The organism is Mechercharimyces mesophilus (assembly GCF_059818345.1).
Map to the genome: position 1 here is coordinate 371,004 of NZ_JCBAPH010000001.1, position 14,726 is coordinate 385,729.

At 47.9% G+C, this 14,726-nt stretch carries 13 protein-coding genes; 11 read left to right on the plus strand and 2 right to left on the minus strand.

Going from position 1 to position 14,726, the window contains the following annotated elements:
• Nucleotides 1–213 precede the first annotated feature (213 nt).
• The 11 genes from lepA to deoC all read left to right on the plus strand — a co-directional run bounded on the left by lepA (nucleotide 214) and on the right by deoC (nucleotide 12,899).
• Complete coding sequence (gene lepA, locus AC6RGY_RS01955) at nucleotides 214–2,034, plus strand: translation elongation factor 4 (protein WP_499859309.1); 1,821 nt, start codon at nucleotides 214–216, stop codon at nucleotides 2,032–2,034.
• Between the two features lie 409 nt (nucleotides 2,035–2,443).
• Nucleotides 2,444–3,610, plus strand: coding sequence for a radical SAM family heme chaperone HemW (gene hemW / locus AC6RGY_RS01960; protein WP_499859310.1), 1,167 nt, complete (start codon nucleotides 2,444–2,446; stop codon nucleotides 3,608–3,610).
• A gap of 84 nt (nucleotides 3,611–3,694) precedes the next feature.
• Entirely contained in the window at nucleotides 3,695–4,729 is a 1,035-nt protein-coding gene (gene hrcA / locus AC6RGY_RS01965) for a heat-inducible transcriptional repressor HrcA (protein ID WP_499859313.1), read from the plus strand.
• 141 nt (nucleotides 4,730–4,870) lie between these two features.
• Complete coding sequence (gene grpE, locus AC6RGY_RS01970) at nucleotides 4,871–5,425, plus strand: nucleotide exchange factor GrpE (protein ID WP_499859314.1); 555 nt, start codon at nucleotides 4,871–4,873, stop codon at nucleotides 5,423–5,425.
• 49 nt (nucleotides 5,426–5,474) lie between these two features.
• On the plus strand, nucleotides 5,475–7,322 hold the full coding sequence (gene dnaK, locus AC6RGY_RS01975; protein ID WP_499859315.1) for a molecular chaperone DnaK: 1,848 nt from the start codon (nucleotides 5,475–5,477) through the stop codon (nucleotides 7,320–7,322).
• Between the two features lie 93 nt (nucleotides 7,323–7,415).
• The gene (dnaJ, locus tag AC6RGY_RS01980) at nucleotides 7,416–8,543 is read left to right on the plus strand and encodes a molecular chaperone DnaJ (RefSeq protein ID WP_499859316.1); all 1,128 of its coding nucleotides are present in this window, start codon (nucleotides 7,416–7,418) and stop codon (nucleotides 8,541–8,543) included.
• Between the two features lie 54 nt (nucleotides 8,544–8,597).
• Nucleotides 8,598–9,551 carry a 50S ribosomal protein L11 methyltransferase gene (gene prmA / locus AC6RGY_RS01985; protein WP_499861415.1) on the plus strand — a complete coding sequence of 318 codons (954 nt, stop codon included), beginning with the start codon at nucleotides 8,598–8,600 and terminating at the stop codon, nucleotides 9,549–9,551.
• Between the two features lie 6 nt (nucleotides 9,552–9,557).
• Nucleotides 9,558–10,298 (plus strand): 16S rRNA (uracil(1498)-N(3))-methyltransferase, encoded by a 741-nt coding sequence (locus tag AC6RGY_RS01990; protein WP_499859319.1) that lies wholly within the window; start codon nucleotides 9,558–9,560, stop codon nucleotides 10,296–10,298.
• 2 nt (nucleotides 10,299–10,300) lie between these two features.
• A complete protein-coding gene (gene mtaB, locus AC6RGY_RS01995) occupies nucleotides 10,301–11,647 on the plus strand; it encodes a tRNA (N(6)-L-threonylcarbamoyladenosine(37)-C(2))-methylthiotransferase MtaB (RefSeq protein ID WP_499861418.1) in 1,347 nt (448 codons plus the stop codon).
• A 21-nt stretch (nucleotides 11,648–11,668) separates the two neighbouring features.
• The gene (locus tag AC6RGY_RS02000) at nucleotides 11,669–12,211 is read left to right on the plus strand and encodes an NUDIX hydrolase (protein ID WP_499859320.1); all 543 of its coding nucleotides are present in this window, start codon (nucleotides 11,669–11,671) and stop codon (nucleotides 12,209–12,211) included.
• Between the two features lie 16 nt (nucleotides 12,212–12,227).
• Nucleotides 12,228–12,899 carry a deoxyribose-phosphate aldolase gene (gene deoC, locus AC6RGY_RS02005; protein ID WP_499859321.1) on the plus strand — a complete coding sequence of 224 codons (672 nt, stop codon included), beginning with the start codon at nucleotides 12,228–12,230 and terminating at the stop codon, nucleotides 12,897–12,899.
• Here the strand turns inward: deoC and AC6RGY_RS02010 are convergent.
• Both AC6RGY_RS02010 and AC6RGY_RS02015 read right to left on the minus strand, forming a co-directional pair.
• Nucleotides 12,896–13,876, minus strand: coding sequence for a Na/Pi cotransporter family protein (locus AC6RGY_RS02010; protein ID WP_499859323.1), 981 nt, complete (start codon nucleotides 13,874–13,876; stop codon nucleotides 12,896–12,898). The two genes, deoC and AC6RGY_RS02010, sit on opposite strands and share 4 nt — an antisense overlap.
• A gap of 109 nt (nucleotides 13,877–13,985) precedes the next feature.
• On the minus strand, nucleotides 13,986–14,648 hold the full coding sequence (locus AC6RGY_RS02015) for a hypothetical protein (RefSeq protein ID WP_499859324.1): 663 nt from the start codon (nucleotides 14,646–14,648) through the stop codon (nucleotides 13,986–13,988).
• Nucleotides 14,649–14,726: the final 78 nt, after the last annotated feature.

A 14,726-nucleotide genomic window follows, 5' to 3' on the forward strand; every position in this document is an offset into this window, starting at 1 on the left:
CTGCTTCCAACCATCTTCTTCCCTATTATACTGGGTCAGATCAAATCCAAACGGTGGTAGATTTCAATCAGACAATCTGGTAACTTAAAAAATCTATAATCATGAATGATTCTTCTCTTATCACTTCCTACAACAGAAAAATTGAAGCCATCCCGTTGGACTGCTATAATGGAACGGAGTCTCTTTCGTCGTTTGTGCAGGAGGGAAAAGCACATGAGTCATGAGGAACGGCAGTCGAACATCCGGAATTTTTCGATCATCGCTCATATTGATCACGGAAAATCGACTTTAGCTGACCGTATATTGCAATTTACCGGCGCTCTTTCGGACCGCGAACTAACCGATCAGTATCTAGATACGATGGATTTGGAGAAGGAACGCGGAATCACGATTAAGTTGCAGTCGGTGCGCCTGAAGTATAAGGCCAAAGATGGAGAAGAATATATCTTAAACCTAATTGATACGCCGGGACATGTAGACTTCGCATATGAAGTGTCCCGCAGTTTGGCCGCTTGTGAAGGGGCCTTATTAATTGTCGATGCTGCCCAAGGGGTAGAAGCGCAGACAATGGCCAATGTTTACTTAGCTTTAGAGAACGATTTGGAGATCTTACCGGTAATTAATAAGATTGATCTACCAAGTGCAGAACCAGAACGAGTAAAAGCAGAAGTGGAGGACCTGATCGGGTTGGATGCTTCCGATGCGGTACTCGCTTCGGCAAAGTCAGGGATCGGGATTGAGGAGATTCTGGAGCAAGTCGTAGAACGCGTTCCCCCACCAGCAGGTGATCCGAACGGACCTCTTAAGGCCCTGATTTTTGATTCTATTTATGATGCTTACCGCGGGGTGATTACTTATATCCGTGTGGTAGAAGGCAAGATTCGTAAGGGTATGACCATTAAGATGATGGCAACAGGCAAATCCTTTGAAGTAACCGAACTGGGTGTACTAACTCCACTTCCGGTAAAAACCGATGAGCTGTCAGTAGGAGATGTGGGCTTTGTCGTCGCTGCCATTAAAAATGTGAAAGATACGCGTGTGGGGGATACCATTACCAATGCGGCTGCTCCCGCCACCGAACCGCTCCCTGGATACCGGCGGACCAATCCCATGGTTTTTTGTGGATTGTATCCAGTGGATAGCTCCGACTACGAGGATTTGCGTGAAGCCTTGGAACGTCTCGAACTAAATGATGCTTCCTTACGCTATGAACCGGAGACTTCTGGTGCATTGGGCTTTGGTTTTCGGTGTGGTTTCTTAGGTCTTCTTCATATGGAAATTATTCAAGAGCGGATTGAAAGAGAATATGACATTCCGCTGATTACGACCGCACCAAGTGTGGTTTACAGAGTTCATAAGACTGATGGGGAAAAATTAGAGATTGAAAACCCTAGTTTGATGCCACCCCAACAGCGGATTGATTATGTAGAAGAACCCTACGTCCAAGCTAGCATCATGACGCCCAACGACTTTGTTGGAACCGTGATGGAGCTTTGTCAAAGTCGACGCGGGGACTATAAGGATATGAAGTACATGGACGAGAACCGCGTAAACATCGTTTATGAACTGCCACTATCTGAAATCGTCTTTGACTTTTTTGACCAATTAAAGTCAGGCACCAAGGGCTATGCTTCGTTCGATTATGAACTGGTGGGTTACAAGCAGTCGAACCTGGTGAAAATGGATATCCTGCTAAATAGCGAGGTTGTTGATGCCCTTTCCTTCATCGTTCATCGCGACAAAGCGTATTATCGCGGACGTCAGTTGGTGGAGCGTCTGAAGGAATTGATTCCACGTCAGCAGTTTGAAGTGCCTGTACAAGCTGCCATTGGACAAAAGGTAGTCGCTCGGGAAACAATCCGCGCGATGCGCAAAAACGTTTTGGCAAAGTGCTACGGTGGCGATATTTCACGGAAGAGAAAGCTCTTAGAGAAACAGAAAGAAGGAAAACGCCGCATGAAGAACGTCGGCAGTGTGGAAGTTCCACAAGAAGCCTTCATGGCTGTCCTACGGATGGATGATAACGCCAACTAATCTGCCGTCATGACAGCATTTATTTCCGCAAGCACGAAAGCCCGCTTGCGGTTTTTTCTATGAGAGTCCTCACCTTGTGAAACTTGAATTCACTAGGTGGAAAAACTGCCGTTGAAGATAAGGGTGAAAGCTCACCCTAAGAGTGGCTGGAAGATGGGCGAGCGGTTTCTCACTGAGAGAATCGGAGCCGTGGATCAGGCAGAGATGGGAGATGCCGCGCTGCCCATCAACCATGCTTTGAGAGAACCCGAGGCTCCCAAACTGGTTGCTTTCATGCGGGGCATGTAGGCATCAGCCAAACTTCGAGAAAACCTAACACTCCCACGCAGTATACCTTGTCAGCGGACGTGTTGACACAGGCCATGACAAACCCGGATAAAATCTACACCAAATCGAAAGGAGGAAAATCATGATCACACCCATACCAAAAGCGATTTACGTACACATCCCTTTTTGTACTAATAAATGTCATTACTGTGACTTCACAGCGTACGTCGTGAAAGGACAGCCTGTGGATGCTTATCTCGATGCGTTGGAACGAGAGATGCGTGTAACCGCTAGTCTTGTGCCTCCTGAAGAGATCGAAACGATCTTTATCGGTGGAGGAACACCCACCATTCTCAGTCCACAGCAGATGGAGCGCTTGCTGGCTAATCTTCGTCACTACTTTCCGCGGTGGTCGGAAAACATCGAATGTACGGTAGAAGCCAACCCTGGAACGACCGGTCCGGAACTACTAGCGGCGATGCGTGAGGGAGGGGTGAACCGTCTGAGCATCGGTGTACAAACCTTTCGCCCCGATTTGCTTCGCTACATTGGCCGGATTCACTCAGTAGAAGATGTTTATCGCAGTATGGAACAAGCACGTCAGGCTGGCTTTGACAACCTGTCACTTGATTTGATGTTTGGTCTCCCTAAGCAAACGACAGCAGATATGGAACATACGCTTCGGGAAGCGGTCTCCTTAGCACCGGAACATTTTTCTGTCTATAGTCTAAAGGTGGAAGCGGGAACTCCTTTTGATCAATGGCGCCGGGCCGGGAGATTACCGCTACCACCAGAAGAAGAAGAGCTTTCTATGTATCAGCTGGCGCGTAAGTTTTTGCAGGAGCAAGGTTTTGCGCAATATGAAGTAAGTAACTTCGCTCAACCGGGAAAAGAAAGTCAACACAACCTCGTTTATTGGCGTAACCAGCCTTTTTATGGTTTAGGTGCAGGAGCACATGGGTACATGCAAGATGAACGGCATAGCAATGTACGTGGTATCCAACCCTATATTGAAAAAAGTGATGGCGCGGAGCGACCTGTCGAAGAACATCATCCGGTCACGCTGGAGGAAGCGATGGAGAATGAGCTTATCCTAGGATTGAGACTGTCAGAAGGAGTAAGCCCATCTGTGTTTGCGGAGAAATTTGGGCACTCACTCGACTCTGTTTTCGGTCCCGTGTTGGAGAAGTGGTTTCAATCGGGTCATCTCCAGTTACATGAGGATCGTATCGTAACAACAGAAAAAGGTCTTCTCTTCGGGAATGATATTTTTGCCGATTTTATAGGAGAAGCGCGAATCAAGAATTGACAATTAGCATGGGGTTTGATACCTTAAAATAAAGGATTAGCACTCGACGACACTGAGTGCTAACAAGAGAAGGAGGTGGGGCAGATGCTGACGGAGCGGCAAAATATTATTCTCCAAGCGATTGTGGATCACTATATATCGACAGCAGAACCGGTCGGTTCACGCACGATTTCCAAGGTGGGAAATATACGTTTTAGTGCAGCGACCATTCGCAATGAGATGGCCGATCTAGAAAGCTTGGGCTATTTAGAACAGCCGCACACATCTGCCGGCCGCATTCCTACACATGAGGGGTATCGCTATTACGTTGATCATTTGATGCGGCCCCAGCGTCCGTCACGGGACGAAATTGTCTTCCTCCGGCAGTTGTTTGCCATTGAAATGGGTGAAGTGGAGCAAGTGATTCAGGAAACGGCACAGATTTTGTCGCGGATTACCAATTATGTGACCATCATCTTAGGCCCGCAGATTGTGGAGCACCGACTGAAACACTTACAACTCATTCCGCTTTCAGCGAAGACGGCGGTTCTCATCATGGTGACCAATACCGGACATGTAGACAAACGGAATATTTCGATTCCGGCAGGGATATCGATCTCCTTACTCGAACAGATGGTGAACTTTTTAAACCAACACTTGATTGGAGTTCCCCTCCACCGTTTGAAAGAGACGGTGGATAAAAAATTGATGGCGGAGTTGTCTCGTCACATCGAAGAGTATCAAACGATCCTTTCCCTGATGGACCATGTGCTTGCAACGGATACAAATGATCGCGTGTTTTATAGCGGTACAACCAATATGTTGAACCAGCCTGAATTCCAGGATTTGAACAAGGTGAAGAGCCTCTTAAATCTATTTGAACAACAAGAGCGTCAATCGTTGGTTATGGGTCTTAATACAGCATCTGATCAAGGGATACAAGTGAAGATCGGGCAGGAAAATGTGATTGCTGAATTGGATCATTGTAGTTTGATTTCTGCCTCCTACCAACTTCACGGGCGTGTCTTGGGAACCATTAGCGTGCTTGGTCCAACCCGAATGGATTATCAGAGAGTGGTTGGGTATATCGACATTTTATCTAAAAGTTTTTCCGACCACATGCGACATTTATATAAATAGGGAAGAGATGCGGGCGAGCAGATGCTCGGTGAATAGACTCGCCCCTTTTTCCTGTGCTTACTGTACGTGTTGCAAGTGGAAATCGACTCTTTTTCAAGTTCTGCTTCATGCAGAATCTGACGTAGAATAGGAGGTGACCTTGTGGAAGAGAGCAAGCAACCGTTCGCAAGGGAAGAAGATGCGCAAACAGAAGAGTCCGTACATAATACAGAAGAAGGTACGGAAGCAGAGGTCATCGAAGAAGGTGGCTTTCAACAACAGCTAGCTGAAGCAAAACAGCAGGCAGAAGAGAATCATGAGCAGTATCTGCGTGCACGAGCCGATCTAGAGAACTTCCGTCGGCGCATACGCAAAGAACAAGCTGAATCGGCTAAATATGCGGTTTCTCCTTTAGCGGAAGCATTGTTACCAGTTGTGGATAACCTGGAGCGGGCATTGCTATCCGGCCCTTCTGAAACCGATTCGTTTTATCAGGGTGTGGATATGGTGTATCGCCAATTGATGCAGGCTTTACAAGAGTCTGGTGTCGAACAAATTGAAGCGGTAGGCAAACCGTTTGATCCACACGAACACAATGCGGTGATGAAGGTGGAGAGCGATGAAATGGAGTCGGGTCACGTGTTAGAGGAGTTGCAGCGTGGATACCGTCTCAAGGATCGTGTTCTCCGACCGGCAATGGTTAAAGTAAGTGAATAAACTTTACTAACAGATAAAAACTACAAAACTTTTTTAGGAGGGTTTCGTCATGGGTAAAGTAATTGGAATTGACTTAGGTACCACGAACTCCTGCGTCGCATTTATGGAGGGTGGAGAAGCGGTTGTTATCCCTAACGCAGAAGGAGGTCGCACAACCCCTTCGGTTGTCGGTTTTTCCAAAACGGATGAGCGTCTAATCGGGGAAGCAGCGAAAAGGCAAGCGATCACCAATCCGGATAAAACGGTTAGCTCCATTAAACGTCATATGGGTACCTCCCATAAAGAGACGGTTGACGGCAAGGATTACACACCACAAGAAATCTCAGCCATGATTCTACAAAAACTAAAAGCTGACGCAGAGGCTTACCTTGGTGAAAGTGTAAGCGAAGCAGTTATTACCGTACCTGCTTACTTTAACGACAGTCAGCGTCAAGCAACCAAAGATGCTGGTCGCATCGCAGGTCTTGATGTGAAGCGGATCATCAACGAGCCGACCGCGGCTGCACTTGCTTATGGTCTAGATAAAGAAGAGGATCAAACCATTCTTGTATTTGACCTGGGTGGCGGTACCTTCGACGTGTCCGTTATGGATCTAGGTGATGGTTTCTTCGAAGTAAAATCGACCAGTGGCGATAACAAATTGGGTGGAGATGACTTTGACCAAGTTGTTATTGACTACCTCATTCAAGAGTTTAAAAGAGAGAATGGGATTGACCTTAGCAAAGATAAAATGGCGACGCAACGCCTGAAAGACGCTGCAGAAAAAGCGAAAAAAGACTTGTCCGGCGTTCTAACCACCACGATTTCTCTCCCCTTCTTGACGGCAGATGAAACAGGTCCAAAGCACTTGGAAGTGAGCCTGACCCGTGCCAAATTTGAAGAGCTGTCCGCTAAGTTGGTAGATCGTACAATGGGTCCAACCAGACAGGCATTGAAAGATGCAGGAATCGAACCAAGCGGTATCGATAAAGTGGTACTTGTAGGTGGTTCTACGCGGATTCCAGCAGTACAAGAAGAAATTAAAAAATTGACGGGTAAAGAACCATCCAAAGGTGTAAACCCCGATGAAGTGGTTGCTATGGGTGCAGCGATTCAAGGGGGCGTCCTTGCCGGTGAAGTAAATGATGTCGTCTTGGCAGACGTTACTCCGCTCTCCCTCGGTATTGAAACGCTCGGTGGCGTCTTTACCAAGCTGATCGAGCGCAACACGACCATTCCGACAGAAGAATCGCAAGTCTTCTCCACTGCTGCGGATAACCAGACGGTAGTAGATATCCATGTTCTGCAAGGGGAACGTGAAATGGCAGCGGGCAACAAAACCTTGGGTCGTTTCCAATTGCAAGATATTCCACCAGCACCACGAGGCATTCCACAGATTGAAGTTACCTTTAAAATTGATAGCAACGGGATCGTTAACGTATCGGCACAAGATAAAGCAACAGGTAAGAGCAAGGACATCACCATTCAGTCCTCCAGTGGCCTAAGTGACGATGAAATCGATCGCATGGTGCAAGAAGCGGAAGAGCATGCAGAAGAAGATAAGAAGAAGAAGGAAGAAGTAGAAATCCGTAACTCGGCGGATCAATTAATCTTCACCACCGAAAAAACATTGAAAGACTTAGAAGATAAAGTGGAGCAATCTGAAGTGGATCAAGCCAACGAAAAGAAAGAGCAGTTGAAGTCCACATTAGAAGGAGACGACCTGGAAGCGATCAAAAAGGCGTCGGAAGAGCTACAAGAAGTTGTACAACAACTATCAGTGAAGTTGTATGAACAAGCCGCGCAAGCAGCCGAAGCCCAACAAGGGCAAGACGGTGAAGCAGGTGGGGAAAAGAAAGATAACGTGGTTGATGCGGATTATGAAATGATGGATGAGGAAGAGAAAAAAGAAGGATAATCTCCTTCGGTTAAGGTCAAAGAAAGGCACATCGCCTTTCTTTGACTTGCTCATTTCCACGCTGAGCAGAAGGAAAGAGGAGGTGAGTCGCTGGTGAGTCAAAAAGACCTTTATAATGTATTAGGCGTCAGTCAAGATGCTTCGAAAGATGAAATTCGGAAGGCGTATCGCAAGTTAGCACGAAAATATCACCCAGATGTGAACTCAGAACCGGGTGCAGAAGATAAATTTAAAGAATTAACGAAGGCGTACGAAGTATTATCCGATGAGCAAAAGCGTTCCAATTATGACCGTTTTGGTACAGCCGATCCAGGTGGACCTGGCGCTGGTGGCTTCGGAGGCGGTGCGCAGGACTTTGGCTTTGGTGATATCTTCGACATGTTTTTCGGTGGTGGTGGCGGTGGTCGCCGTGGTAATCCCAATGCACCCCGTCGAGGAGCCGATTTGGAATATCGAATGGCCGTCGAATTTAAGGATTCGGTTTTTGGGAAAAAAGTAGATGTTCCTCTGGAACGAACCGAAACCTGTAATGAGTGTCATGGTAGTGGTGCAGAGCCGGGCACAAGTCCAGAAACTTGCTCTACTTGTAAAGGTACAGGAGAAGCGGAGACCATTCAGAATACGCCTTTTGGCCGGATTGTGAATCGGCGCATCTGTCACGACTGTGGTGGAACCGGGAAATTTATTAGCAAGAAATGTTCGGAATGCCATGGTAGTGGCGAACAAAAACGGCAGAAGAAGATTCAGATCAAGATCCCTGCAGGTGTTCAAGATGGTGCACAATTGCGTGTGACCGGCGAAGGTCAACCAGGCAAGAATGGAGGCCCTCCGGGAGATTTGTATATCACCTTGCGTGTGAAGGCACACGAATACTTCTCACGTGAAGGGGATGACATCACCTGTGAAATGCCGATTACTTTTGTGCAAGCGGCATTGGGAGATGAAGTGGTGGTTCCCACATTGAACGGCCGGGCCAACCTGAAGGTGCCAGCTGGAACCCAGACGGGAACGGAGTTCCGCTTACGTGGCAAGGGCGTTCCTCATTTGCATGGTAACGGGGAAGGCGATCAGCGTGTTCGTATCCGAGTGATTACCCCAACGAAGCTGAACGATGAGCAAAAAGAAGTCTTGCGAGAATTTGGGCGCGTCAGCGGGGATTATATTCACGAGCAACAAGATAACTTTTTTGATAAAATGAAGAAAGCATTTCGTGGAGACTAAAACGGGCGATCGCGCCCGTTTTTCCTTATGATAGGGGGAAATTCGGTGAAGTGGATGGAGTTTACGATTGAGACGAGCGCAGAAGCATTAGAAGCCGTCAGTGCGCTCTTGATTGAAGTGGGTGCAGGTGGCGTGGAAGTGGTCGATCCTGCCGTATTAGAGCGAGAAGGAGTGGGACCCTTCGGCGAGATATATGATTTGTCTGCTGAAGACTTTCCAGCAGAAGGTGTGTGGGTGAAAGGGTATTTCCCTCAGGCTTCCATTTCTCTTTCAGCGGAAGAGATTGAAGGGCAACTTCGTCAGGGGATGAAACGGATTCAAGAGGCCGAACTGGATGTAGGAACAGCGGCGGTAAATAAGAAAATAGTAGCAGAAGAAGAATGGGCAGATGCTTGGAAAAAGTACTTCCATCCTTTTCGTGTGAGTGAGAACATCACTATTCGCCCCTCATGGGAAGAGTATGAACCTACTTCCGCCGACGAGATTGTCATTTCTCTTGACCCGGGGATGTCGTTTGGTACGGGAAGTCATCCGACAACGGCGATGTGCCTTCTCCTATTGGAAAAATACCAACAAAGCGGGGATGAAGTCATCGATGTGGGTTGTGGAAGTGGTATCTTAAGTATTGCAGCTGCTAAACTAGGTGCGGCTCATGTTCTTGCGCTCGATTTGGATCAGGTGGCGGTAGATCATACGGAAGCCAATGTGAAAGAAAATAGCGTAGTGGAGCAGGTGACCGTACGGCAAGGGGATTTGCTTACGGGTGTTACCCGTCAGGGACAAATCGTTGTTTCCAATATCTTAGCGGAAGTGGTTACGTTGTTGGCACCAGATATTCCTGCCGCACTCACTCCTGATGGGGTGTGGATTAGCTCCGGTATTATTAAAGAGAAGGAAGCGCTGGTGGTGGAGGCGATTCATCAAGCCGGTTTGACCGTATTGGAAACGATTCATCAAGGTGATTGGGTAGCCATTGCCGCAAAAAAAATGGTAAGATACGAGGAGTAGAGGATCATGCAACGCTACTTTATTGAGCGCGAGCAGATTGAAGGAGAGAGCATCGTCATCCGCGGGGATGATGTGCACCATATACGCAATGTTTTACGTAGCACACCTGGTGAGCATGTGGTTTGTTGTGATGGGGAAGGAATGGATTATACGGTACGTCTGGAGCAAATCGGGGAAGAATCGATTGCAGGCGTGATCGAAGAAACTTCTCCTTCTCGCGGGGAAGCACTTGCTAACATTACCATTGCACAAGCCCTTCCCAAGGGAGATAAGATGGACTGGGTGGTACAGAAAGGAACGGAATTGGGGGCAAGCTCCTTCCTCCCTTTTTCTTCACAGCGCGCCGTCGTGAAGCTAAATGAGAAGAAGGCGGAGAAACGTCGCTCCCGGTGGCAGCGAATTGCGAAGGAAGCAGCGGAACAAGCTCATCGCGGAAAGGTTCCAGAAGTGCATTCCGTAGCATCGTGGAGGCAATTATGTGCCTATGTCGCCGATTTTGATCAAGTATGGTTTGCTTTTGAGCAGGGTGGCGAATCGCTTCGTGCGGTGGGCCAGCAGTGGGAAAACAAGCCAGCGCGCCACCTCGTGGTGATTGGTCCCGAAGGCGGGTTTACTGAAAATGAAGCAAACGATGCAGTAGAGGCGGGAATGACCCGCGTCTCCCTCGGACCGCGTATTTTACGCACGGAGACGGCTGGTCTAGCCGTCCTTACGTTTTTTATGGTTTTGAATGGCGAAATGGGGTGAATTTGATGAAAGTAGGTTTTCATACCTTAGGTTGTAAAGTGAATTCATATGAAACAGAGGCGATCTGGCAACTGTTTCAACGAGCCGGTTATGAAAAAGTAGATTTTGAAACGGAAGCAGATGTGTATGTGATTAATACCTGTACTGTAACCAATACCGGAGATAAAAAAAGCCGTCAAGTGATTCGCCGTGCAGTGCGCAAAAATCCCGATGCGGTGATTGCGGTTACGGGTTGCTATGCGCAAACTTCTTCCAACGAAGTCGCGCAAATTCCTGGTGTCGATATTGTTGTCGGTACGCAAGGTCGCGAGAAGTTAGTGGAGTATGTCGAGCAGTTTCAAGAAGAGCGTCGCCCGATCAATGCGGTTGGGAACATCATGAAAGCGCGTGAGTTTGAAGATCTCGATGTTCCGTCCTTCTCCGAACGCACACGAGCCTACTTGAAAATTCAAGAGGGATGCAACAACTTCTGTACATTTTGTATCATTCCATGGTCTCGTGGACTGTTGCGCAGCCGCAAGGTGGAGAGTGTTCTAACACAAGCGCGTCAATTGGTGGATGCGGGATATAAAGAAGTGGTTTTGACAGGCATTCATACGGCAGGCTATGGGGAAGACATGGAAGATTACTCATTTGCTGACTTGCTGTGGGAACTGGATAAAGTAGAGGGGCTGAACCGGATTCGTATCAGCTCGATTGAAGCGAGTCAAATTACCGACGAAGTGATTGACGTCCTCAATCGTTCGGAAAAAATGTGTCGTCACTTGCACATTCCACTGCAAGCAGGTGATGATACAGTTCTGAAGCGGATGCGTCGCAAGTATACGGTGGAGGAATACAAGCAGAAGATCGAGTACGTGCGTCAAGCGATGCCGCAGTTTGCTCTAACCTCTGATGTGATCGTCGGCTTTCCTGGAGAGACAGATGAGCAGTTTGCAAATACGTATCGTCTGATTGAAGAATTGAAGTTTGCCGAGCTTCATGTGTTCCCCTATTCCATGCGGACAGGGACGCCGGCTGCACGGATGCCGGACCAAGTTCCTGCGGAAGTGAAGCAGGAGCGAGTACAACAGCTAATTGATTTATCGACACGCCTCTCGCAAGAATATGCGGAACAATTTATCGGTGAGGTTGTGGAGGTCATCCCGGAACGCCCAGCCAAAGATACCCCTGAGGAAGGCGTATATGTTGGGTATTCGGATAACTATTTGCATGTCGAGTTTCCAGGAACAGAAGAAATGGTAGGCAAGATCTGCTGTGTGCGGATTGATAGTGTACAAGGAAAAACATGTACAGGTACATTTGTGCGTGTGGTAGACGATGTCCCACGTCCAGCAGTGGCTGGTTAAATCAATGGAGACCATTGCCTTTTGCCAAGTGGATGGCAGAAGGCTTTTTTCTTTCTGTTGCGGTGGATTTGCTTGTTTTCAAATAGTGATAATGCTACGATGACGAAAGGGAAAATGGTGAAGGGGGCGGAGCTTACTTTTATGAATGAGGTTGCAGCAGGTGGTGTCGTTTTCCGCCACCAAGGACAGAAGCGAAGTATTCTTCTGATAAATGATCAGTATGGACACTGGACATTGCCCAAGGGGAAACAAGAGCGTGGCGAGACAGAGCCTGAGACCGCACTTCGTGAAATTGAAGAGGAAACGGGTGTGAGGGGGCGAATTCTTCATCTATTGGAGAAAGTACATTATGTTTACCACCATCACGAGCGGGGTGAGGTAAACAAGACGGTCTATTACTATTTGGTTGAAGCCCTGACGACAGATATTACACCGCAAGAAGAGGAAATTAACGAAGCCAGATGGTTTTCAGTGGAGGAAGCAGAACAGATTCACCGGGAAAAGGGTTACGATAACAACCACGCACTTCTGCAAAAAGCCATTCACCAACTAACCACCGAGTAGAAGGGAACGATGCAACATGAACCAACAAGAGTTAGCGACATATATCGATCACACTTTACTTAAACCAGAAACCACATCGGATCAAATTGATACACTGTGTGAAGAAGCAAAACAATATGGATTTGCTTCTGTCTGTGTCAATCCTTCCTGGGTGCAACGTTGTGCGGAGCGTCTGAAAGGAAGTGGAGTGAAAGTATGTACGGTCATCGGTTTTCCTTTGGGAGCGACTACTCCTGAGGTGAAAGCATATGAAACCAAGCAAGCGATCCAACAAGGAGCCACTGAGATTGATATGGTGATGAATATCGGTGCCTTCAAATCGGGAGATTTGGATCTGGTCAAAACAGATATTAAAGCAGTGGTCGAAGCGGCGGATGGACATGCGGTCAAAGTGATCTTGGAAACCGGCTTTTTATCGGATGAAGAAGTTGAGGTGGCGTCCACGAAAGCAAAAGAAGCGGGAGCACAGTTCGTCAAAACGTCGACTGGCTTTGGCCCAGGAGGCGCGACGGAAGCGCACATTCGCATCATGCGCCAGACCGTGGGTGAGGAAATGGGTGTAAAAGCTTCTGGTGGCGTACGCGATCGCCAGACGGTGGAAAAAATGATTGACGCAGGAGCGACGCGCATTGGAGCCAGCTCAGGAATTGCCATTGTGACTGGGGAGAAAGGGACAAGCGACTATTAAGTTCGCTTGTCTATTTTTTTGCCCTTCCAGGCGAGTCGTTCCCAGTTTTCTTGCTTCTCGGGAACCAGTGACGTAACCAGACGGGAAAAGGGATGAATAAAGGGGAGCACGATCAGCGAGCAGAGTACATTATAGATGGTTTGAAAATGGGCCACTTGTGCTGCAGGATGGATACTTAAACTGGAAGTATAATCGGCAAACCAGCCGATGAGGGGGGCGAATAAGAGTGCGCCACCCAAGTTGAGAATAAGATGAGCTACCGCTACCTGTTGTGCAGGACGGATGGTACCGATGGAAGCGATGAGTCCTGTGACGCAGGTACCAATATTGCTACCGAGAATGATGGCCAGTGCAAAGGGAAGCGGAATCAGACCCGTGGCGAAAAAGCCCATCGTCATGGCTACCGCGGCACTACTACTTTGGATTAGGGCAGTTATTAAGGTGCCGACGAGGATACCCATCCAAATAGGGGCATCACTCTGTGCTAAAAACCATTCGATGAAGCCGTATTCTTTGAGCGGAACAGAAATCCACTTCATGGCATCCATCCCGAGAAAAATACAGGCAAAACCGGCAATCACCAACCCGATATGAGCGAACGTTCTGTATGGAAAGATGCGCATGCAAGCACCAAGTAGGAGCATGGGTATAGCGAAATCCTCAATTTTAAGCGAGAGAATTTCTGTTGTGACCGTGGTGCCAATATTGGTTCCCAAGATGATTCCGATCGATTGTGGAAAGCGAAGTAGACCCGTATGAACAAAGCCGATGGTTAAGACAGTAACCATGCTACTACTTTGTAAGACTGCAGTAGAAAGTGCCCCCGTAATCAAACCGTGGACGGGTGTACGAGTGAAAGTGCGTAAGATCTTTCTCATGTGATCTCCTGCTAGTACTTGTAAGCCAATACGAATCAATTGCATTCCAAATAAAAAGATCGTTAATCCCGTTGCTAAAGGAATGAGGATTTCTTTCATAAATAAAGCCCCCCCACTTGTCCTCTTATATATATGGGGGAGAAAGGACAGGCATGACGAGCTCAGGAAAATAAAAAGCCCCTAATGGAGATAAAGGGGCCATGTGGCGTTACTCTTTCTTTTTCCGCTTCGGTACATAGGGAGGGGCATCGAAGTCAGATTCATCATTTGGATGAAAGGGTTGCGTGACAGGACCGCTATCCCAAGGGAGTTGTTCTTCCATGGGTGGACGCTCTTGACGAGGCCCCGGACCTCTTCTTCTGTCAGGTTCCGGTGAACCGAAAAATACCCATGGAGGGATATCTTCTTCTCTTTCCGGCTCTTGTGGATTGTGTGCTCTGGATGGATGTTCGTCTAAGGGACGAGGCCGTCTGCGAGGGGGGCGTGCAGAACGTTCACGTCTAGGCGGAGAGGGTTCTTCTTCACGATTCGACGGATGGTGCAATTCATGATCCGGATGAAAGGGTCCTTCTCGATGAGCATGTGGAAAGGGAGGCATCTCAGGGTGGAAGTGTTCTTCTGGTAAAGGGGGGCGTCGATGAGGAGGAACATCCGGTTGATGTAGTTCTTCTCTCCTTGAACGATCGTGTGGAGGCTCTTCTCTGTGATGAGGGGCAAAATCATCCCGCGGGAAGAAATCTGGATGGGGTGAGTTATGCCTCTCTGGAACTTCCTCCTCAGCTTGTGCAGCCCGTGTCATTTCTTCTTGAACGATACGGCGGATCAATTTACGCATCTGAGCTTCCAGTTTCTTTGCATTTGGGTTAGGCAAGGTAACAAACCTCCTTTTTCTCGGGGTGGTAAGTCACAATGCATTATATGCAGGGTAGATGAAGGAAGTGAAATGGTG